Raw genomic sequence first — 19,578 nt, 5'->3', positions numbered from 1 at the left:
TTCGTAGACAAAACGTGATCCGCCGATTCGGCAACCACGCCTCGCATCAATAGCGGGGCCTGTCGGCAGCGCCGTCGCAGACCGGCGCGAGGAATGTCCGTGCCGCCTGAACCTTTCCCAGGCCACGCCTGCCGGCCTGCCTTCGCGCGCAATCGACGCGCCGCGGTACCGTGCTGCACGTTGAATATTGCCTGCAAGACGGTTGGGGCTGTCGCGGTGCATGACCGCTACGAGCGGAGCCGGGGAGGGGTAGGCAGGCTGGAGCGCCATATCGCCATCGCGTTGGCGCGCCCGTCGGCCGCGGCGTAGAGTGCCCGCATGAAAACCCGAATGGCTCTGGCTGCATTCACCCTTTCCATCACCCTGACGGCAGGATGTTCCATGACGCACGGCAGTCCGAAAAACCCCGCGAAGAATCCACACCCGGTCAAGCGCTACGAGGTCATCGCCACGTCGCAGGCTCCCGGGCCGTGGGATTCGATCGAGGGTTACATCGGATATGACGTGGTCAACAAGAAATGCTTGCCGATGGACTCATTCCTCGGCGAGCAGGACGTGCCGAACATTGGCGTTGATATTGAAATGACCCGCATGGACGAGCACACGTGGAAAGGGTATTTCTATCGCGATGCCTTGCAGGACGAGGACTACTACAAACTTGGCGTCTGCCACTGGGACGTGACCAGTGTCGCCATCACGGCGGTCGCCAAGGGCGTCAGGTTCAACTGGAGCCACACGTTGAATACTCTCCTGCGCGATGGCCTGCAGACGAGCTATTTCAAGAAGAGCGTGTACGGCGACCCCGCCGCCGCGCGCCATGGTGCGCAAACCCTGACCGCTGAAGATCCCGACGTCGCCCAGCATCCCGATGCGTACTTTCCCGTCACCGTCGTCGTCAAGGATGTCATCCCATGAGCCACATCGATCAGGTGCGCGCCGATGCTGCCAACGACGCCTATGTCAACCGCTCGCAGCGCGATGTCGAAACGTCCAAGGCCGTTGCCCTGGACGGCAAGGACTACACCGTCTTCGGATATGCGAGCGACCCGATTACCGGCTTTCATGCAACCGCCTATCAAAACGTGGCGGCGCCGCATGACATCGTCATCGCCTATCGCGGCACCGATCCGGCGCTGTTTTCCGGAGCGACCAGCGCGGAAAGACGGGACCATGCGCTGACCACGCTGCAGGACATCGCTGTCGACGCCAAGATGGTGCGCGACAACGTCAATCCGCAAAAAGCCGCCGCCGATGCGTTCACCGCGGAGATGCTCGCCAAGGCGGCCGACCGTGGCATCCCCAGGGACCAGGTCTCGGTCGCCGGCCATTCCCTCGGCGGTGCGCTGGCGGAAATCGAGGCGGCCAGATACGGGCTGCGCGGCGCCACCTTCAACGCCTACGGCGCGGCACAGCTCACCGGCGGTGCGCCGCAGCCCGGCTGCCAACTCACCAACTACCGCATGGCCGGCGATGTGGTGAGCGCGGCCAGCCCGCACGTCGGCAAGGTGGTATCGCTGGCCAGCCAGGACGACATCCAGAGCCTGCGTGCTGGCCGTTACCTGGACGCGCCGGCCGGCGCGCCGCCCCCGAACGTGCTGATCGCGATGCGCCTGGGCGATCACGGCGGCCAACAACACTTCGGCAGCCAGAGTCCGGGCAACATGCTGGAACCCACCCGCTTCGCAGAGGCGGTGCAGCGCTCTGCGGCGCATGAAGCGGCCATTGCGCAGTTCCAAAGCGATGTCACGCATCACCGCGGGGAACTGTCGCTGGCGCTGCGGCAGATGCAGGCAGGCGATGGCCAGCGCCTGCTGCCCCCCGGGGTCCAGCGGCAAGTGAACGAATACCTGACCTTGCATGCCGAGCAGCCCATTCGAGACGGGATCGAAGGCAACGGTGTCGTGCGGGGCGTGCAACATGGCCTGCAATCCGGCGCCGATGCCGTGCGCGCCGGCGGTCGCTACGTGCAAGCGCTGGACGAGCGCATAGCGATCGTGGCGCGGGAGGGTGGGCGCTTTACCGGACCCTTCATCCCCGTGGCGCCATTTGCCGGACATGTGGTGGGCGAAGCCGCCCGTCTGCACGGGCAGGGTACGGATGCGGCAGCACGTTGGGTGAGCGGTGGGCTCGAGTCGGCCAAAGGCGCCGTGGAGCGAGGCGCACACGCGGCGGCCGAAGCCGTGATCGAGAAGATCCATGATCCTCGTGTACAGGCGCGCGTGGCCAACGTCGCCAATCACATCGTCGATGCCTACGATGGTGCGCGGGTCGCGGCGCAAACCGCCACGCAGACCTATCAACTCGGCAAGCAAACGGTCTCCGATGGGATCGATCGCGCCGAACGTGCGGTGACGCAAACCTACGACGCGACCAAGCACGTGGTGACCGAAGGCGCGCAGCAGGTTGGTCGCGCCGCCACCCAGACCTACGACGCCGCGAAGCATGTGGTGACTGAAGGCGCGCAGCAGGTTGGGCGCGCGGCCACTCAAACCTACGGCGCGGCGAAGCATGTGGTCGCAAGCGGTGTGGAGCATGTCGAGCGCACGGTCACGCGGACCTACGACGCGTCCAAACACGCCGTGACCGAAGGCGCGGAGCAAGCTGGACGTGCGGCCACCAGTGCCTATGATGCGGCGAAGCAAGCGGCCGACAGCGCCGCGCGGGTGGGTACGCAGGCGTACGAGACCGCAAAACAGACCGCCACGCAGGGCATCGATGCGGCCAAGCACGCGGCGGGCCAGGCCTACGACACGCTGACCCATCCCGGGCAGTGGTTCCAGCGCAGCGCGCCGGCCCCCGCGCCCGCGCAGCCGCACCCGCAGGCCCCTGCCGCGACGCATCCGCATGGCGCGGCGACGACGCCTGCTTCAGGAGCCCACTCGGCACCTCCGACAGGACATACGGCCGATCGTGCGCAGAACTTGGGCGCGCTGCCTGCGTCCGATCAGGCCATGTTCGCGCGCATCCGCAAGGACGTGCCGGCGCACATCGACGATGCGCACGTCGCGCAGGCGATGCTCGGCGCCAAGCAGGCCGGCATCGCCGGCGCGGACAAGATCGACCGGGTGCAGGTGGCCGGCGACAAGCTGTGGGTGTCCGGTACCACGCCGGGGTTTCGCGCCGCCACGGACGTGGCGCAGGCGGCTGCCCCGATGCACGAGACGGTGCAGCAGACGCAGGCGTTCAACCAGCAGCGCGAGCAACACTTGGCCATGGAAGCGCAGCAGCGGCTGCAGGACGCCCCTGGCGGCAGAGGCGCGCCGGCTCTCGGTTAATCCCGACCCCGGCCGATTGGCGCTGCGCCAGGTCCGTTCGCGGCCGGCCGTTGCCGGTCGGCGCCGCCCATCGTGGCGCGCATGGGTAGAATCGCGGTTTTCCCGCAGGAGTCGCCATGCGCACGCTGTATCCCGAGATCGAGCCGTTCGACAGCGGCATGTTGCCGGTGGACGCACGGCATACCCTGTCCTACGAACAGTGCGGCAACCCGCAAGGCAAGCCGGTGGTGCTGCTGCACGGCGGTCCGGGCGGCGGCTGCAACGCCAAGATGCGCCGCTTCCACGATCCGGCCAAGTACCGCATCGTGCTGTTCGACCAGCGCGGCTCCGGCCGTTCCACGCCGCATGCCGACCTGGTCGACAACACCACCTGGGACCTGGTCGCCGACATCGAGCGGCTGCGCACGCACCTGGGCATCGAGCGCTGGCAGGTGTTCGGCGGCAGTTGGGGCTCGACCCTGGCACTGGCCTACGCGCAGACGCATCCTGAGCGCGTCACCGAGCTGGTGCTGCGTGGCATCTTCATGCTGCGCCGCTGGGAATTGGAGTGGTTCTACCAGGAAGGCGCCAGCCGCCTGTTCCCCGATGCCTGGGAGCACTACATCGCGGCGATCCCGCCGGTGGAGCGCGCCGACCTGATCTCCGCCTTCCACCGACGCCTGACCAGCGACGACGAGGCCACCCGCCTGGCCGCGGCCAAGGCCTGGAGCGTGTGGGAAGGGGCGACCAGTTTCCTGCATGTGGATGCCGATTTCGTCGACAGCCACGAAGACCCGCATTTCGCGCTGGCCTTCGCCCGCATCGAGAACCACTACTTCGTCAACGGCGGTTTCTTCGAGGTCGAGGACCAACTGCTGCGCGACGCGCACCGTATCGCCGACATCCCCGGGGTGATCGTGCACGGCCGCTACGATGTGGTCTGCCCGCTGGCCAACGCCTGGGACCTGGCCAAGGCCTGGCCGAAGGCGACGCTGCAGATCACGCCGGCCTCGGGCCATTCCGCGTTCGAGCCCGAGAACGTCGACGCACTGGTGCGCGCTACCGACGGCTTCGCCTGACGCGGGAACGGCGTGCGCCGGCGCTGGCGCATGCCGTGCCCGGAGGATTCAGGCGCGCGTCGTTGCGGGTTTCCGCCGTGCAGGCGCTGCCGTCGCCGGGCACGGCATGCAGCGCAAGCGCACTACAGCGGCAGGCCGGCGTCGTGCAGTGCCGTTGTGCCGGCGGTGCCTGCCGCGGCGGGGCGCGGGTCCAGGCGCGCCTGGTCGGTTTCCTCGGTCCACACCACGAACGATTCGAGGGTGTTGTCGCCGAAGGTGTTGCTGATCGCGACGTCGGCGGCGTCGCGGCCGCGCGCGATCAGCACCCGGCCGATGCGCGGCAGGTTGTGGCGCGCATCGAAGGTGTACCAATGCCCATCGAGGAACGCCTCGAACCAGCCGGAAAAGTCCATCGGCGCGTCCGAGACGGGGACGCCGATGTCGCCCAGATAGCCGGTGCAATAGCGCGCCGGGATGTTCATGCAGCGGCACAGCGCGATGGCCGCATGCGCGAAGTCGCGGCACACGCCGCGGCCTTCCTGCAGCGCCTGCGCGGCGCTCTTGGTCGAACGCGCGTGGGCGTAGCCGAATTCGATCTGCGCATGCACGTAGTCGCAGATCGCCTGCACCCGCGCCCAGCCGGTGGGCGCGCTGCCGAACAGGTCCCAGGCCATGCCGCTGAGCAGGTCGGTCTCGCAGTAGCGGCTGCCGAGCAGGTACACCAGGGTGTCGTCCGGCAACTGTTCCACCGGCGTCTGCGGCGCGTCGTAGCGGTACTGGTCGGGCAGGCCGCTGTCGCGCACCACCGCGTCGGCGCGCAGCGTCAGTACGCCGACCGGGGCCAGCATGCGTGTGCAACTGTTGCCGAACTGGTCGCGGTAGCCGCGCAGCGGGATCGCCGGTTCGGTCTGCAGCGCGGTGGCGACGACGATGTCGGTGCGACGGCTGTCGTGGATATCGAGCATGGCCAGCACCGGGGTCGGCTGCGGGAAGTGGTAACGGATCTCGTAGCCGAGACGAATGAGCATGGGCGGTCCGGTGCGTGGCGGGACGTCCGGATGTGGACGGCGTAGTCCGAGAGTGCGCAGCGCACGCTCAGGTGGGCGTGAAGGCGCCCCCTCGCCTGTTCGGCATCCTCGGCGGGCGTGGGTCCCCGGGCTGTGGCGGCGATCGGCCTCTCGGCGGATCGCCAGCGCCAGTTGGGTCGGGCCGCACGCTGCGGCACCGCGATCGCATCGCAGCGCGGTCGGCGCCGGATATGGTCGGCGGTGGCCAAGCCAGCGAGTGCCTGCCGTCGACCGGGCACCGCGCGTCCACGTGCGGTGCGTCGCCCGGGGGGTACAGTGAATGGCCCGGTCTCGGAGCTTCGACGCCAGGCATGCGCACGCCTGACGTAGACTGCGCTGCCGCGCGCTGCCTGCCCGACGACGCATGATGCCGCTGTTGACCTTGCGCCAGACGCTGGACGCCTTTGCCGCCTGCAACGACGACGCTCACGTGCACGAGGCGTTCGGCTGGGTGCATGCCAGCGGCGAGGAACCCCTGCAGGCGCGCTTCTGGTTGCCGCCCGACGAAGCTACCGCGTTCGACGACGCTGGTGCAGCGCCGCCGGCGGCGCGCGCGCTGGGCCTGGCGCCGTACCTGGAGCCGGCAACGTTTGCCGACGTGCTGGACGTGCAGAAGCGGCAATGCCCGTTGTCGACCTTGCAGGACTACGCGCAGGCACTGGCCTACTACGCCGAGTACGACGCATTCCTGCAGGTCGAGGGCGTGGACGAAGCCCTCGGCGAGGCGGACGAGGACGCATGGGAGGCAGCGCGTGCGGCTGGCGTCGGTGCAGGCATCTTTGCCTCGTTCGACCTGGTGCTTGCAAGCTGCCCGCCCGAACACGTGAAGCCGGTGGCGCAGCAGGTCGCGCGCCTGCTGGATTGGCCGATCGGGCAGGCGCTGGCCGCCTGTCGTGCCGGCTCGCTGACAGTAGGCGAGGCACTGGATCGTCGCCGCGCCACGGCGATCGCGACCGACTTCGCCGCACTTGGCGCCCCCTTGCAGGCGCAAGGCTACAAGGCGTTTCCGTGGATGTCGGTGCCGACGCTGAAATAGACGACGGGTTGTGCGCCTGGCGTGCGCCGTCTCTGCCGCGCGTTGCCATGCCATCGGCGGTGGGCGGGCTTCACCAGCTCCCGGCCAGCAGAGCGTCCGTCAACACGTGCAGCTTGGCCGAGCGCTGCCGTGACGGCGGATAGATCAACGACAGCGTGCGGCTGCGGCCTTCGAACGGCTGCAGCACACGTTGCAGTCGTCCGTCGGCCAGTGCATCGGCCACAGCGAAATCCATCACCTGCACGATGCCGATGCCGGCAATGGCGCCTTCGACCAGTGGATCGCCGTGGTCGAACACCATCCGCGCCGGCGGCGCGAATCCGCAGCGTTGTCCGTCCTGCAGGAACTGCCAGTTCGCCAGGCGCCCGCTGCGCGGATTGCGGATGGCCAGGCAGGCGTGATCGCGCAGCGTCTCCAGGTCGGTAGGCGTGCCGTGTGCGGCCAGGTAGGCGGGACTGGCGACGGTCACCCAGCGTAGCGGTCGCAGCGGCCGTGCGACGATGCGCCTGTCGGCGATGGGGCCGGTGCGCAATGCGGCGTCGAAACCTTCCTCGACCAGGTCGACCAGGCGATCGCTGAGCACGGTCTCCACCCGTAGCTGCGGATGCCGCGCCAGCAATGGGGCCAGCAGCGGTACCAGCACCTTGCGGCCGAACATCGACGGCGCGCTGATCTTCAGCGTGCCGGACGGCGTGCAGGAGCGGTCCGCCAGTTGCCGCTCGGCCTCGTCCAGGCCGCTCAGCAACGGCGCCACGTGCTCGACGAACTGGCGTCCGTCCGGGGTCAGCCCGACGTTGCGGGTCGTGCGCTGCAGCAGCTTGACGCCGAGCGCCGCTTCCAGCCTGCCGATCGCGCGGGACAGGCCCGATTGACTGGCCCCGAGCTGGCCAGTGGCGACGGTGAAACTGCGCGCCTCCGCCACCTGCACCAGCATGCGCACGGCGTTGAGATCCATCTGGCGCTGTACTTTCAGGACGGCTACGGCTGGAGTCCGCTGCAGGCCGGCATGGCGTTCCTGCCGCCGACGGTGGTCTGCGCCGTCGGCATCCGCATCGCAGAACGCTTGCTGCAGCGGCGCTCGCCGCGGCAGGTGCTGGCCTGGGGATTCGGCGCAGGTGCGCTGGGCATCGCGGGAGCGACCGTCGCATTGCCGCACGGCGCAGGCTATTGGCCGTTGCTGCCGGGCATTCTCATGCTCAGCGTGGGGCAGGGCATGAGTTGGACGGCGATGTGGGTGGTGGCCGGCCAGGGCGTGCCGGCACCGCAGCAGGGCGTGGCCTCGGGCATGGCCGCCACCGCGCAGCAGATCGGTGGTGCTGGTGGGCCTGGCAGTGCTGGTGATGGTGGCCAATGCGGCGCGCGGCGCGCAACCGGCCGCCAGTGCGGCGGCGCTGGATGGGTTGGCGCGGGCGCAGTACGGGGCTGCGCTGTTCGCGGTCCTGGGCATGGTCATCGCGTTGTGCCTGCGCTACCCGCGCGGCGCGTGCGGTGCAGCGCCCTGCCTGTCGCGCGAGGCATGAGAGATCGCTGGGCTTGCGTCCGCCTCGGCTTACTCCAACGCCAGCAACTGCGGCTGCAAGGTGCTGAAGATCCGCGCCAGCCGCTGCGCCCAGGCCTGCTGGCCGGCGGCGTCGGCGATCAGGTCCTGGCGGATCTCCAGTTCCACATGCGGCAGGCCGCGGCCTTCGCCGTGCACGGGCACCGCGTAGTCGCTGCTGTCGCTGACCGCGTACGGCGCGTTGTCGCCGACCAGCAGGTCGTCTTCCTCGCGTAGCGCCTGCAGCAGCGCGTGGGCGAAGCGGGTGTCGCGGTGGTAGAGCACGCCGGCATGCCAGGGCCGCGGCGCGCCGTCCAGCGTCGGGGTGAAGCTGTGCATCATCACCAGCACGGTGGGTCGCGCGTTGGCACGGCGTGCGTCCAGCTCGGCGGCGATGCGTGCGTGGTAGGGCGCATGCACGGCGTCGATGCGCTGCTGCCGCTGCGCCGCCGTCAGTGCGGCGTTGCCCGGCACCACGGTGCGGTCGCTGACGGACGGGATCAGCGTCGGCGAGGCGAGCGGGCGGTTGCAATCGATCAGCAGCCTCGAATAGGTCTGTTCGATCGCCCAGGCGTCGAGCAACGCGGACAGTGCACGGGTGGTGCCGGCGATGCCGATGTCCCAACCGATGTGCCGATCCAGCTCCGCCTGCGCCAGGCCGAGGCCGTGCAGCGCGCGTGGCACCGCCTGCCCGGCGTGGTCGGCCAGCAGCACGAACGGGGACGTGCCGTGCGGGCGGTGGACGCTGAATACCGCCGGGTCGTCGGCGCCCAGTAGCGCTGGCAGGGCGGACGCGTGCGGCTCAGACACGCGGCGTGCCGTCCAAGTGGTGTTCGATCATCCACAGCCCGGCCCACAGCTTCGCGTCCAGCTCGTAGCCTTCGCCCATCTTCTGCACCAGCCACGCGGCGGCGCGGGTGCGCGGCACCGAATGCACGGTGATGTCCTCGCTGGCGTCGCCACCGCCGTTGCCGACCTTGCGCAGGCCGCTGGCGCGGACGAAGGCGATCTTTTCGTTGCTGGCCCCGGACGAGGTCGGGCCGATCAGCAATACCTCGGCGTGGTCGGCGGTCCAGCCGGTTTCCTCTTCCAGTTCGCGCACTGCCGACACCTCGATCGATTCGCCGGCATCGATGTCGCCGACCAGCCCGGCCGGCATCTCGATGGTGCGCGCCTGCAGCGGCACGCGGAACTGTTCGACGAACAGCACCTCGTCGTCCGGCGTGACCGCCACGATGATCGCGGCCAGGCCGCCGGCATGCACGCGTTCGGAATACTCCCAGGTGCCGCGCACGACCATGCGCTGGTACTTGCCTTCGTAGACGACGCGGGGCGGGGAATTGTGGCGGGGCATGGGCAGCTCGCAGGTAGCGGAGGAAGAAGGCGCGGTCGCGCGCGGCGCGGTCCGGCGATGCGGTGCAGTGTAGAGCGTGCGATGTCGTTTTGATGTGCGCCACGCGGCCTGCGGTTGGCGGGTGCGACGCGGCGCCGGCGTCGCGTGGTTCGCCGGGGCGTAGCGGCCAAGGCCAGACCTTGCACAACCGGTGCATCTGACCTTGAAGGGCGCGCAGGCCTCGATTCGGCAGTGTTGTCGAGTCGCAACGGCGAGACCGGCGCTCAGCCGGCCGCAAACTCCAGGCCGGCCGCCTGCAGCAGGCGGCGCCGGGTCAGCGGCCCGAAGCGCAGCGCTTCGCACAGGCCCTGCAGCATGTCGGCATCGGCCACGCCACGGGCGAAACCCGGCGCGGCGGTGTGCAGGGGCGCGTCCAAGGCGATGGTGGTCAGTTGCCGCCACAGCAGCGCGTGCTCGCGCTGTTCGCGCAGGCGCACGGCCATCTGCGCGGCGCCGCGCAGGCGCAGGAACGCCACTTCGTCGACCCGCGCCAGCAGTGTGTCGAGGTCGCCGAAATGCGCCAGCAGGATCGCCGCGGACTTGGCGCCGATGCCGGTAACGCCGGGGATGTTGTCGATCGCATCGCCGGTCAGCGCCAGGTAGTCGGCGATCTGGTGCGCATGCACGCCGTGGCGCGCCTTGACCCCGGCCGCGCCCCAGCGCTGGCCGCGGCCGTAGTCCCACTGTTCGTCGAACTCCAGCAGCAACTGCGACAGGTCCTTGTCGGCCGAGACGATCACGCCATGGAAGCCGTCGCCGCGTGCGCTGTGCAGGGCGCTGCCGATCAGGTCGTCGGCCTCGTAGTCGTGGTGCGCCAGCACGCCCAGGCCCAGGGCCGCGCACAGTGCCTTGCAGTGCGCGAACTGGCGGCGCAGCGCATCCGGCGCCGGCGCGCGGTTGGCCTTGTAGGCCGCGTACAGGCGATGCCGGAAGCAGCTGTCCAGCGCTTCGTCGAAGGCGATCACGATGTGCTGCGGGCGTTCGCGCTCGAGCAGGTCGAGCAGGAAGCGGGCGAAGCCGTGCACCGCGTTGGTCGGCCAGCCCTGCGCGTCCTGGAACTCGTCGGGAATCGAATGCCAGGCGCGGAACACGTACAGGCTGGCGTCGACCAGGTACAGCGGCCGCGACAGGGGCAGCCCTGCGTTCACGGCGTCCAGTCGCTGAGCAGCGCGCGCGGATCCGGCCGCTCGCGCTCCGGTACGTCGAGGCGGGCGGTGCCGATGTGGATGAAGCCGGCGACGTGCTCGTGCTCGGCCAGGCCGAGCCGTGCGGTCACCGTTTCGTCATACGCCATCCAGCCGGTCAGCCATTGCGCGCCGAAGCCGTAGGCCTGCGCCGCCTGCAGCAACGCGAAGCACACCGAACCGGCGGTGAGCCACTGTTCGATTTCCGGCACCTTGTGCCCGCGTTGCAGGCAGGTGATCACCGCGATCACGACGGGCGCATGGGCGAAGCGCTCGCGGTCCTTCTCCACCGCCGCCGGCGAGGCGCCGGGGTCGCGCTCCCGGGTGCGCTCGGCAAGGATGTCGCCCAGCGCCTGGCGCGCCGGGCCGGCGATACGCAGGAAGCGGAACGGCACCAGCTTTCCGTGATCGGGAACACGGACCGCCGACCGCAGCATGGCCAGCAGCGTGTCCGTGTCCGGTCCCGGCTCGCCGAGCTGCTTGGATGGCACTGAACGGCGCGCATCCAGCGCTTGCAGCGAATGAATTGTGCGCATAGTCTCGATTCCGTGGGGCGGGCGCGAAATTATAGTCGGGCGCTCGCAGGCGGCAGGGGATGCCGCGGTTACACGGACAATCACATTGTGTTGCTGATCTGCCGCTAGCTTCCGAATTGACGTCGGTCTCACTGCTGCCTGCGTATCACACTGCCATGACCCTTGCTGAATACGCTGAAGAGTTGTCGCCCAGCCGCAACGCGGATCTGCTCGAGCAGGTCCGGGATGTGGTGTCGGTGCCGCTCGCCGGCGCCTTCGGCGAGGTGCTGGACGTGCTGGCCGAAGCGCTGTTCCGCATGGCCGAGCGCGCCGGGCCGACCCAGAACGACTATTTCGAGGCGATCCAGTTGCTGCGCCAGCAGCGCGAGCCGATCGCCGCGCGTTTCCGCGCGCACCTGGCCCAGGCCTGGCAGGCGCTGGAGGCCGGCCGCCCGCTGTCGGTGGAACGCAGCCTGGCGCGCGAGCGTGGCGACCTCAGTCTGGTCTCGGAACAGGAGCTGGATGTGCGCCTGGCGGTGCGCAACCTGGCTGGCGCGATCCAGCACCGCTGGCGGCCGGAACTGATGCGGCTGAACCGGTTCCTCGGTTTCATCGCCGGCGGCCAGCGCATCGATGCCGACAACAACCCGTTCGGTCCCGAGCACGTGGGCGCGGCGGTGTACGCGGCGCTGCACGGGCTGGTGCTGGCGCCGCAGGTGCAACTGGCGATCGTCAAGATCTGCGAGGAGGAACTGCAGGAGCGCGTCGGCGAGCTGTACGCGCAACTGGAGCAGCGCCTGAACGAGGTCGCGCGCGCCCGTGCGCTGCCCAGTGGGCGTCCACGCCGCCGCGCCATCCCGCGCCTGGGCGCCAGCGACAACGAGGCGGCGCCGGACTGGATCAGCCGCTTCTTCGAGAACTGGGACACCGCCGCACCGCTGACCGCCGCGCAGCGCCGCGCCGCGCGCGCGCTGGACGCGCACGCTCGCAACGAGCAGGAGGTGCTGCCGCCGGCGTTGCGCGCGCTGCTGCACGAGGCGCAGCCGGAGGCGGGCCCGGGCGAGGGTCGGCGCTGTCTGTCGCCGCGCGAACTGCTGTCGGTGCTGTCGTTGTTGCAGACCATGCCGTTGGCCGGATTCGCCGCCGTCTGCGAGCACGGCGGCCCGCTGGCGCAGGGCCTGCGCCGGCAGATCGCCGGTGTCGGCGCCTCGCTTGGCCTGGACCCGGCGGGCACCTGCCTGGATCCGGCCGATGCGGACACGCTGGATCTGGTCGGCCTGCTGTTCGACGTCATGCTCGAGGAATGCGTGCTGCAGCTGCCGCAGCGCGAACTGCTGGGGCAGATGCTGGTGCCCATGGCCAAGGTGGCCTTGATCGACGGGCGCCTGTTCGTGCGCGACGGGCATCCGGCCCGGCGCCTGCTCAACCTGCTGGCCGACGCCTGCGACGGCAATGCCGGCAGCACCGGCCCGGAGCAGGCGTTGCAGGCGCAGGCGCAGGCGGCGGTGGAACGGGTGGTGCGCGATTTCGACGAGCACCTGTCGGTGTTCCTGGCGCTGGAGGCCGAGTTCGGCAGCGCCTATGAGCAGTACCGACGCCGGGTGGAGATCGCCGAGCGCCGCGCAGCCGAACTGCAACGAGCGGAGGAACGCCGCGAGGTCGCCCGGCAGCGTGCCGCACAGGCCGTGCACGAGCTGTTGCAGCAGGCCGGCGACGACCTGACCCTGCCGCCGCCGATCGAGGCCTTCCTGCGCCAGTCCTGGTGCCAGTACGTGCAGCAGTCGGCGCTGCGCGACGACGGCCAGGGCAGCGTGCTTGCCGCGGCGCTGGCGCTGGGCGATGCGGTGCTGGCGCAGTGTCGCCAGGCGCAGTCGGGCGCAGCGCCCGCGGGAGGCTGGCTGCAGCCGCAGCGCGCCGAGCTGACCCGGCTGTGGACCAGCGTCGGCCTGGACGCGGCGGCAGCCGAGGCCGCCTGGCAGTCCCTGCACACGGCGCTGGACGACCTGGCGCACGCGCGGCCGCTGCAGGCCGCGTTGCCCGTGGCCAGCGTGGAGTTGCCGGAACCGCCCGCCGCCGAGCCGGTGCCGGCGCTGCCGGAGCCGGCCCAGCCCACCGATTTCGATCACATCACCGCCGATTATTTCCGCACCCTGCCGATGGGCACCTGGCTGGACTTCGTCGACCGCGAAGGCCGCGTACAACCCGGCAAGCTGACCTGGGTGAGCCCGATTTCGGCGCGGTTGCTGTTCGTCAACCGCCGCGGCGGGCGGCTGTGCGTCGCCTCGGCCGAGGCGCTGGCGGTGATGGCGCGGCTGGATCGGCTGCGCCTGCATCGCGACGACGACGCCTTCTACAGCGCCATGCAGGGCGTGGTCGACCGCCTGGAACGGGTGGCGGTCGCGGCCTGAGCGCGTGCGGATTCAGGCCGCGCTGCACGCGGAGTTACGCCGTCAAGCACTACGATTTTGCTCGGGGTCACGTTCTGGAGCGAGAAATGCGTAGCCCATCACGGTCGATATTCAGCTACCTTGCCTACCATGCAGGAGCGGAAACAGGGGCCGCGTCTGTTCGTCCTCCACTACTCTTTCATCTGGCGCCGTCCATGGCGCGGAGCCGTTGCGCATGAGTTTCAGCCCCAGCCCGCACGCACACCCGGCGCGTGACCCGCGCCTGTTGACGCAGGCGCGCGAGGGCATGCTGCCGGTGCTGGGCCAGGCCTTCGCCGAGGCGCTGGCGCATTTCGATGACGTGCTGTTCGACCGCGCCGAGAGCGCCGGCGCGTCGCAGTTGCTGTTCCTGGACGGCATGCGCGAACTGCGCCGTCGCCGCGACGAGATCGCCGCACGCTTCCGCGCGCAGCTGCACACCGCCTGGGAGGCGCTGGAGGCCGGCGCGCCGCTGTCGGCGGAAGTCGCGCTGGCCGGCTATGGGCAGGGCCTGAGCCTGATCTCCGAACACGAACTGGAATCGCGGCTGGCGGTGCGCAACCTGGCCAGCGTGCTGCTGCGCGAGTGGAAGCCGGTGCTGACCCGCATCGACCGGCGCCTGGGCTGGATCGCCGGCGGCCTGGAACTGGATGCGGACACCAATCCGATCGGCCCCGAACACATCGGCGTGGCCGTGCATGCCGCCTTCTCCACCAGCGACCTGGCCCCGGAAGTACGGCTGGTGCTGATCAAGCTGTGCGAGCGCGACTTCACCGCCGGCGTCGGCAAGCTCTACCAGGACCTGGACGACAGCCTCGCCCAGGCCGGGGTGATGCCGGAGATCTCGCGGCCGCGGCCGCCACCGCCGCCGCGGCGCGCCCCACCGCCGGAGCCGCGCCCGTCGCGCGAGGCCGGCGCGGCGGCCGATGCCGGCGTCGGTGCCGAGCTTGGCGACGACGAAGAACACTACGCACCGGCCTGGGCCAACCGTTTCGTCAACCGCTGGGCCGAGCGCCGCGGCGGCCTGCAGGCCGGCGAGCGCTACGACGACGGTGAGGCGCGCCTGCCCGGCGGCAGCCAGGGCGTGTTGCTGGAAGCGCTGCACGAGCTGCTGCAGCAGACCCGCAACGCGCGCGAAAGCGCCACCTCCGCGGCCACTGCGGCGGTCGGCCAGCAACGGCCGCTGAGCCAGCGCGAGATGATGTCGGTGCTGTCGCTGCTGCAGGCCACGCCCAGCGCCACGCTGCGTGCGGCGATCGGCGACGACAGCGAGTCGCTGGCGCAGCGGCTCAAGAGCGAGGTGCTGTCCAACGCCACCCAGTTCGGCGTGGACCCGGCGCATGCGCGGCTGGATCCGGTCGACGAAGACGCGATCGATCTGGTCGGCATGCTGTTCGACGTGATGCTCGACGAGCGCGACCTGGAGGGCCGCTCGCGCGAACTGATCGGCCGGCTGGTGGTGCCCTTCGTCAAGGTCGCGCTGCTGGACCGGCGCATGTTCGTACAGAAGACCCATCCGGCGCGGCGCCTGCTCAACTCGTTGGCCGAGGCCTGCGAGGGCAACACCGGCGAGAGCCAGGCCGAGCGCGTGCTGATGGGCAAGGTCGAGGAGATCATCGACCGGCTGGTGGCCGATTTCAACGAGAACCTGGCGATCTTCCTGACCCTGGAAGAGGAGTTCCGCGATTTCCTGGTGCAGCACCGCCGCCGCATCGAGATCGCCGAGCGCCGTGCCGCCGAAACCCAGCGCGGCCAGGAGAAACTGGAACTGGCGCGGCAGCGCGCCGAGGCCGAACTGCAGGTGCGCCTGCAGGGCCGGCAACTACCGCAGGCGCTGCAGGACTTCCTGCGCCAGCCGTGGCAACACCATCTGACCATGGCGATGCTGCGCGAAGGCGAGGGCGGCCCCGGCGTGCGCGATGCGCTGGCGCTGGCCGACGGCCTGCTCGAGGAAGCCGCCGAGGCGCAGCGGCACATCGTCGGCAAGCCCTGGCTACAGGCCTGGCAGGGGGCGCTGCAGCGGGTCTTCGCCAGCGTCGGCCTGCATGCCGAAGCCGCGACGGCGGCGATCGATGCGCTGCACGACACGCTGCAGGCGGTGGCCGAACTGCGCCCGGAACTGGAGCGGCCGCTGCCGGAACTGCCGCAGGTGGCGCTGCCGCAGCCGCCGGTGCAGGAGGCGCAGCCGGTGGAGGTGGCGCCGCCGCAGACCATGGACGATTTCGACAATGCAGACGCCGACCGCTTCCGCGCGATGCCCATCGGCACCTGGCTGGATTTCGTCGACCGCGACGGCAAGATGCAGGCCGGCAAGCTGTCGTGGGTGAGCCCGATCTCGTCGCGGCTGCTGTTCGTCAACCGGCGCGGTGTGCGCTTCTGCGTGGCCTCGCCGGAAGAACTGGCGGTGATGGTGCGGCTGGGCCGGCTGCGCGCGCACGTCGACGACGGCGCCTTCGACAGCGCCATGCAGGGCGTGATCGACCGCCTGGATCCGCATAGCGCGACCTTGCACTGAGCGGGCCGTCGCGGGGGCGTGGATGAGCGCTGCCGTGACGTCAAATGTGGTCACGCGTTGCTTGGTTTGTACCGATTGCGGCGCGTGGGTCCGCGCTATCGGGCGCGCGTCGCCAGCGTGCCTGTCCACGGATGCCCGCCTAGTGGGCGCTTCGCCTCCACCTGGCGTGCGGACCCTGTAGGATCGGCGCGGACGACGGGCAAGGCACGGGGAATCGCATGGCAGTGCAGGTGCTGGTGGTGAAGGAGTCGGCGCAGGGCGAACGCCGTGTGGCGGCCACGCCGGAGACGGTCAAGAAACTGGTCGCCCTGGGCGCGCAGGTGCGGGTCGAACCGCAGGCCGGCGTGTCGGCCGGCTTCGTCGATGCGGCCTATCTGGCTGCCGGCGCCAGCCTGGCCGATGCCGACAGCCCGGCGCAGGCGGATCTGGTGCTGTGCGTGCAGCCGCTGCCGGCGCTGGCGCTGGAGCAGCTCAAGGAGGGCGCCGGCGTGGTCGGCATCCTGCAGCCGCAGGCCGATCCGACGCGCGCGGCGGCGCTGCAGGCGCGGCAACTGATCGCCTTCCCGCTGGAACGGCTGCCGCGCACCACCCGCGCGCAGGCGATGGACGTACTCAGCTCGCAGGCCGGCATGGCCGGCTACAAGGCGACCCTGATCGCTGCGCAGCTGGCGCCGCGCTTCTTCCCGATGCTGACCACCGCGGCCGGCACCATCCGCCCGTCCAAGGTGCTGATCGTCGGCGCCGGCGTGGCCGGCCTGCAGGCCATCGCCACCGCCAAGCGCCTGGGTGCGCAGGTGGAGGGCTTCGACGTGCGCCCGGAAACCCGCGAGCAGATCGAATCGCTGGGCGGCAAGTTCCTCGACCTCGGGGTCAGCGCCGCCGGCGAGGGCGGCTACGCGCGGCAACTCACCGACGACGAGCGTGCGGAGCAGCAGCGGCGCCTCGCCGAGCACCTGAAGGGTATCGACGTGGTGGTATGCACCGCCGCGGTGCCGGGGCGGCCGGCGCCGAAGATCCTCAGCGCGGCGATGGTCGCCGGCATGAAACCCGGCAGCGTGGTGGTGGACCTGGCCGCCGAGACCGGCGGCAATTGCGAACTGACCCGGCCGGGCGAGACCATCGAACACGCCGGCGTGACCATCGCCGGTCCGCTGGACCTGGCCAGCATGGGCGCGGTGCACGCCAGCGAGATGTACGCGCGCAACGTCTACAACTTCGTCGCGCTGTTCCTGAAGGACGGCGCGATCGCCTACGACTGGAACGACGAACTGCTGGCGAAGACGCGCTGGACGGCGTGAGTTGGCGTTATGGGTCGTTGACCCGTTGAGAGGGGGCGGGCTGTATTCCAGGCGCCGATATCCGCGTTACTACACCGGGCGAACTGGCAGGCGTCATTGCAGGCCACTTGATCCAGCACCTCGCAGGCTGCTTTTCCCATGTAGGAGCGGCTTCAGCCGCGACGGCGTTCCCGGGAACGCCGTCGCGGCTGAAGCCGCTCCTACAGGTTGTCCTGCGACGGTCTCCCTGGAAGCCATCACCCAACACGTACCGCAAGGCACCGCGCGAGGTGCGCATCAACCTCGACCGGCGCGAAGGGAAGCGCCGTCCGCTTACCTGGCAGACTCCGCCGGCGGCACGCTGTCCGGGCCGGCATTGGCGCGGATCCAGGCGGCGCGTTGCGCCGGCGTCATCGCTTCCCAGCGGTCGCGCAGCGCCTTGCGCTGGTCCGGCGGCAGCGCGCGCATGCGGTCGAACAGCACCCGCGCCTCTTCGCGCTGCTGCGGGGTCATGTCCTCATAGCGGCGGGCGCCCTTGCGCGCGCGGTCGCGTTGCTCCGGGGTCATCGACTGCCAGCGCTGCGCGTGCTCGAACATGCGCCGGCGTTGCTGTGGGGCATCGTTCCAGCGCTGGCGCAGGGGGGCGATCAGCAGTTCGCGCTGCTGCGGGCTCAGATGCTCCCAGTCGGGCAGTGGCGGGCCGGCATCGTCGTCGCGATCGGCCGCGGACGGCGGTGGCGGCGGCCCCGGCGGGGGCGGGGCGGCGAACACGGCCGGGACGGCGCTGCCTGCCAGCAGCGCCAGCGCCAGGGAAAGACGGATCAAGCGAGTCATCGGGTTCATTCCATTGCCAGCGAGGTATCGGAGCCCAGCCACAGGTACAGGTCGGGATTTTCGTCCAGCATCGCGGTCGCGGCCTGGTCGGTGTCGGTGCTCGCGCCGGCGCGCGCCGACGTGGTCGCGGCCGCGGTGGTGTCGGTGGCCACGCTGGCGGTGCTGGTCGGCACCGAGGGTGCCGGGCGCAGCAGCAGGTGCACGCCCAGCGCCGCACCGAGCAGCGCCGGTACCGCTGCCAGCAGCCAGCCCCAGCGCCGGCCCGGCGCCGTGTGCGCCTGGCTGGCCTGCTGGCGTGCGGCGCGTAGCCGCGCCAGGGTCGGGGCGGGCAGGGCCTGCAAACCCGCCTGGTGGACGGCACGCAGGCGCGCATCGAAGTCCGCGGAGCGGGTGGGATCGGATGTCATCGGACGTCCTCCAGATGTTTCTGCAGCGCCTCGCGGGCGCGCGATAGATGGGTTTTCACCGAGCCTTCCGAGCAGCCCATCGCGCGTGCGGTGGTGGCCACGTCCAGCTCTTCCAGCACGCGCAGGGTGAAGGCCTCGCGCTGCCGCGCCGGTAGCGCGCGCAGGGCGATCACCAGCCGTGCATGGGTCTGGCGGCGCTCGTGTTGCTCGGACGGATTGGGGCCGTCGTCGGCCCAGTCCGGCGGGCTGTCCGAATCGCGCTCGCTGTTGGGTGCCCAGAAGCGCAGGCGGAAGTTGCGGCGGCGCTGCAGGTCGATGATGCGCCGGCGCAGGATGCTCCAGAACAGCGGCGTCCATTCCTGCGCCGGGCGCTCTCGATAGGCCAGCAGCTTGATCATCGCGTCCTGCACCGCGTCCAGCGCGTCCTCGCGCTGGCGCAGGCCGGCTTCGGCGAAGCGGAACGCGCGCGGCCCGATCTCGGCCAGGAACGCATCCAGCGACGCCGGCAACGGGCGCTGTTCGGGGTCGGCATCGGTCGACGGCGGTGCGAGGGCGGGCGTGCTCACCAGCACAGCTTAGCTTCCTGGCAGGGGGATGCCGTGGTAAACGCGCCATGGCGGTCGCGGTTGACCGGCCGGCGCCGCGCGTCTTTGCGCCACCGCATGGCGGCATCGCATAGTGGTTCAGCAGGCGGTTATGATGCGGCGGACGGGCGCGGCGCCCGGGAGAACGGTGCGATGAGCGACGGGTTCGTGGCCTTGTACATCTTCATGCTGGCGGCCATCGCCGGGCATGTGATCATCTCGCGGGTGCCGGTGATCCTGCACACCCCGCTGATGTCCGGTTCCAACTTCATCCACGGCATTGTCCTGATCGGCGCGATGGTGGTACTGGGCCATGCCGACACCACCCTGGAAAAAGCCATCGGCTTCGTCGCGGTGCTGCTCGGCGCCGGCAACGCGGCAGGCGGCTACGTGGTGACCGAGCGCATGCTGGACATGTTCAAGTCCAGCAAGCCGGACGCCTCCAAGACCAAGGCGAAGGATTGAATGCGCGGCCCCTGCGCATCGTCGCG

The 19,578-nt window shown here is 70.2% G+C and carries 17 protein-coding genes and 1 pseudogene; 9 read left to right on the top strand and 9 right to left on the bottom strand.

Annotated features, from left to right (window positions below):
• Window positions 1-318 precede the first annotated feature (318 nt).
• The 3 genes from GGR64_RS05085 to pip all read left to right on the top strand — a co-directional run bounded on the left by GGR64_RS05085 (window position 319) and on the right by pip (window position 4,333).
• The gene (locus tag GGR64_RS05085) at window positions 319-915 is read left to right on the top strand and encodes a hypothetical protein (RefSeq protein ID WP_237475313.1); all 597 of its coding nucleotides are present in this window, start codon (window positions 319-321) and stop codon (window positions 913-915) included.
• Complete coding sequence (locus GGR64_RS05080; RefSeq protein ID WP_184644377.1) at window positions 912-3,275, top strand: hypothetical protein; 2,364 nt, start codon at window positions 912-914, stop codon at window positions 3,273-3,275. The genes GGR64_RS05085 and GGR64_RS05080 overlap by 4 nt, the downstream gene beginning before the upstream one ends.
• A gap of 116 nt (window positions 3,276-3,391) precedes the next feature.
• A complete protein-coding gene (pip, locus tag GGR64_RS05075; RefSeq protein WP_184448303.1) occupies window positions 3,392-4,333 on the top strand; it encodes a prolyl aminopeptidase in 942 nt (313 codons plus the stop codon).
• Window positions 4,334-4,455: 122 nt separating this feature from the next.
• Here pip and GGR64_RS05070 read toward each other — a convergent pair whose 3' ends face one another.
• The gene (locus tag GGR64_RS05070) at window positions 4,456-5,340 is read right to left on the bottom strand and encodes a transglutaminase family protein (protein WP_184644375.1); all 885 of its coding nucleotides are present in this window, start codon (window positions 5,338-5,340) and stop codon (window positions 4,456-4,458) included.
• Window positions 5,341-5,743: 403 nt separating this feature from the next.
• Between GGR64_RS05070 and GGR64_RS05065 the strand changes: the two genes are divergently transcribed.
• Window positions 5,744-6,415 (top strand): hypothetical protein, encoded by a 672-nt coding sequence (locus tag GGR64_RS05065; RefSeq protein ID WP_184644373.1) that lies wholly within the window; start codon window positions 5,744-5,746, stop codon window positions 6,413-6,415.
• A 70-nt stretch (window positions 6,416-6,485) separates the two neighbouring features.
• On the opposite strand, the gene GGR64_RS05060 is transcribed toward GGR64_RS05065, so the two are convergent.
• Window positions 6,486-7,370: a LysR family transcriptional regulator gene (locus GGR64_RS05060; protein ID WP_184644371.1), complete on the bottom strand. Its 885-nt coding sequence runs from the start codon at window positions 7,368-7,370 to the stop codon at window positions 6,486-6,488.
• Between GGR64_RS05060 and GGR64_RS05055 the strand changes: the two are divergent.
• Window positions 7,350-7,935, top strand: a pseudogene (locus GGR64_RS05055) (MFS transporter); the annotation flags it as partial. The gene GGR64_RS05060 and the pseudogene GGR64_RS05055 sit on opposite strands and share 21 nt — an antisense overlap.
• 29 nt (window positions 7,936-7,964) lie before the next feature.
• Here the strand turns inward: GGR64_RS05055 and GGR64_RS05050 are convergent.
• The 4 genes from GGR64_RS05050 to GGR64_RS05035 form a co-directional block, all read right to left on the bottom strand.
• Window positions 7,965-8,762 (bottom strand): N-formylglutamate amidohydrolase, encoded by a 798-nt coding sequence (locus tag GGR64_RS05050; RefSeq protein WP_326520305.1) that lies wholly within the window; start codon window positions 8,760-8,762, stop codon window positions 7,965-7,967.
• Window positions 8,755-9,306, bottom strand: a complete 552-nt coding sequence (locus GGR64_RS05045) for an NUDIX hydrolase (RefSeq protein ID WP_184644369.1) — start codon at window positions 9,304-9,306, stop codon at window positions 8,755-8,757. The genes GGR64_RS05050 and GGR64_RS05045 overlap by 8 nt, the downstream gene beginning before the upstream one ends.
• A gap of 263 nt (window positions 9,307-9,569) precedes the next feature.
• A complete protein-coding gene (locus tag GGR64_RS05040; RefSeq protein WP_160966944.1) occupies window positions 9,570-10,493 on the bottom strand; it encodes a 5'-3' exonuclease H3TH domain-containing protein in 924 nt (307 codons plus the stop codon).
• Window positions 10,490-11,065 carry a nitroreductase gene (locus GGR64_RS05035; protein WP_184448299.1) on the bottom strand — a complete coding sequence of 192 codons (576 nt, stop codon included), beginning with the start codon at window positions 11,063-11,065 and terminating at the stop codon, window positions 10,490-10,492. The genes GGR64_RS05040 and GGR64_RS05035 overlap by 4 nt, the downstream gene beginning before the upstream one ends.
• A 155-nt stretch (window positions 11,066-11,220) precedes the next feature.
• Between GGR64_RS05035 and GGR64_RS05030 the strand changes: the two genes are divergently transcribed.
• The 3 genes from GGR64_RS05030 (at window position 11,221) to GGR64_RS05020 (ending at window position 17,283) form a co-directional block, all read left to right on the top strand.
• Window positions 11,221-13,452: a DUF1631 family protein gene (locus GGR64_RS05030; RefSeq protein WP_184644367.1), complete on the top strand. Its 2,232-nt coding sequence runs from the start codon at window positions 11,221-11,223 to the stop codon at window positions 13,450-13,452.
• Between the two features lie 214 nt (window positions 13,453-13,666).
• A complete protein-coding gene (locus tag GGR64_RS05025) occupies window positions 13,667-15,985 on the top strand; it encodes a DUF1631 domain-containing protein (RefSeq protein ID WP_184644365.1) in 2,319 nt (772 codons plus the stop codon).
• 218 nt (window positions 15,986-16,203) lie between these two features.
• Complete coding sequence (locus GGR64_RS05020; protein ID WP_184644363.1) at window positions 16,204-17,283, top strand: NAD(P) transhydrogenase subunit alpha; 1,080 nt, start codon at window positions 16,204-16,206, stop codon at window positions 17,281-17,283.
• Between the two features lie 312 nt (window positions 17,284-17,595).
• Here the strand turns inward: GGR64_RS05020 and GGR64_RS05015 are convergent, their stop codons facing one another.
• Genes GGR64_RS05015 through GGR64_RS05005 form a run of 3 tightly spaced genes read right to left on the bottom strand, consistent with a single transcriptional unit; the run spans window position 17,596 to window position 19,075 of the window.
• Window positions 17,596-18,096 (bottom strand): DUF3106 domain-containing protein, encoded by a 501-nt coding sequence (locus GGR64_RS05015; RefSeq protein WP_167087304.1) that lies wholly within the window; start codon window positions 18,094-18,096, stop codon window positions 17,596-17,598.
• A gap of 5 nt (window positions 18,097-18,101) precedes the next feature.
• Window positions 18,102-18,503, bottom strand: a complete 402-nt coding sequence (locus GGR64_RS05010) for a hypothetical protein (RefSeq protein WP_184644361.1) — start codon at window positions 18,501-18,503, stop codon at window positions 18,102-18,104.
• A complete protein-coding gene (locus tag GGR64_RS05005; RefSeq protein WP_184644359.1) occupies window positions 18,500-19,075 on the bottom strand; it encodes an RNA polymerase sigma factor in 576 nt (191 codons plus the stop codon). Before GGR64_RS05005 ends, GGR64_RS05010 begins: the two co-directional genes overlap by 4 nt.
• Window positions 19,076-19,240: 165 nt before the next feature.
• On the opposite strand from GGR64_RS05005, the gene GGR64_RS05000 reads away from it, so the two are divergent.
• Entirely contained in the window at window positions 19,241-19,552 is a 312-nt protein-coding gene (locus GGR64_RS05000) for an NAD(P) transhydrogenase subunit alpha (protein ID WP_017909519.1), read from the top strand.
• Window positions 19,553-19,578 lie beyond the last annotated feature (26 nt).

Source organism: Xanthomonas sp. 3307, from assembly GCF_014199735.1.
Taxonomy (GTDB): domain Bacteria; phylum Pseudomonadota; class Gammaproteobacteria; order Xanthomonadales; family Xanthomonadaceae; genus Xanthomonas_A; species Xanthomonas_A rydalmerensis.
The sequence above is the reverse complement of the archived record's forward strand: the minus strand, read 5'-3'. Positions and strand labels throughout refer to the sequence as shown.

Excerpts from the sequence above, each read along its gene's own strand:
- GGR64_RS05085 (WP_237475313.1), top strand. The coding sequence starts at position 319 with ATGAAAACCCGAATGGCTCTGGCTGCATTCACCCTTTCCATCACCCTG.
- GGR64_RS05080 (WP_184644377.1), top strand. The coding sequence starts at position 912 with ATGAGCCACATCGATCAGGTGCGCGCCGATGCTGCCAACGACGCCTAT.
- pip (WP_184448303.1), top strand. The coding sequence starts at position 3,392 with ATGCGCACGCTGTATCCCGAGATCGAGCCGTTCGACAGCGGCATGTTG.
- GGR64_RS05070 (WP_184644375.1), bottom strand. The coding sequence starts at position 5,340 with ATGCTCATTCGTCTCGGCTACGAGATCCGTTACCACTTCCCGCAGCCG.
- GGR64_RS05065 (WP_184644373.1), top strand. The coding sequence starts at position 5,744 with ATGATGCCGCTGTTGACCTTGCGCCAGACGCTGGACGCCTTTGCCGCC.
- GGR64_RS05060 (WP_184644371.1), bottom strand. The coding sequence starts at position 7,370 with ATGGATCTCAACGCCGTGCGCATGCTGGTGCAGGTGGCGGAGGCGCGC.
- GGR64_RS05045 (WP_184644369.1), bottom strand. The coding sequence starts at position 9,306 with ATGCCCCGCCACAATTCCCCGCCCCGCGTCGTCTACGAAGGCAAGTAC.
- GGR64_RS05035 (WP_184448299.1), bottom strand. The coding sequence starts at position 11,065 with ATGCGCACAATTCATTCGCTGCAAGCGCTGGATGCGCGCCGTTCAGTG.
- GGR64_RS05030 (WP_184644367.1), top strand. The coding sequence starts at position 11,221 with ATGACCCTTGCTGAATACGCTGAAGAGTTGTCGCCCAGCCGCAACGCG.
- GGR64_RS05025 (WP_184644365.1), top strand. The coding sequence starts at position 13,667 with ATGAGTTTCAGCCCCAGCCCGCACGCACACCCGGCGCGTGACCCGCGC.
- GGR64_RS05020 (WP_184644363.1), top strand. The coding sequence starts at position 16,204 with ATGGCAGTGCAGGTGCTGGTGGTGAAGGAGTCGGCGCAGGGCGAACGC.
- GGR64_RS05015 (WP_167087304.1), bottom strand. The coding sequence starts at position 18,096 with ATGACTCGCTTGATCCGTCTTTCCCTGGCGCTGGCGCTGCTGGCAGGC.
- GGR64_RS05010 (WP_184644361.1), bottom strand. The coding sequence starts at position 18,503 with ATGACATCCGATCCCACCCGCTCCGCGGACTTCGATGCGCGCCTGCGT.
- GGR64_RS05000 (WP_017909519.1), top strand. The coding sequence starts at position 19,241 with ATGAGCGACGGGTTCGTGGCCTTGTACATCTTCATGCTGGCGGCCATC.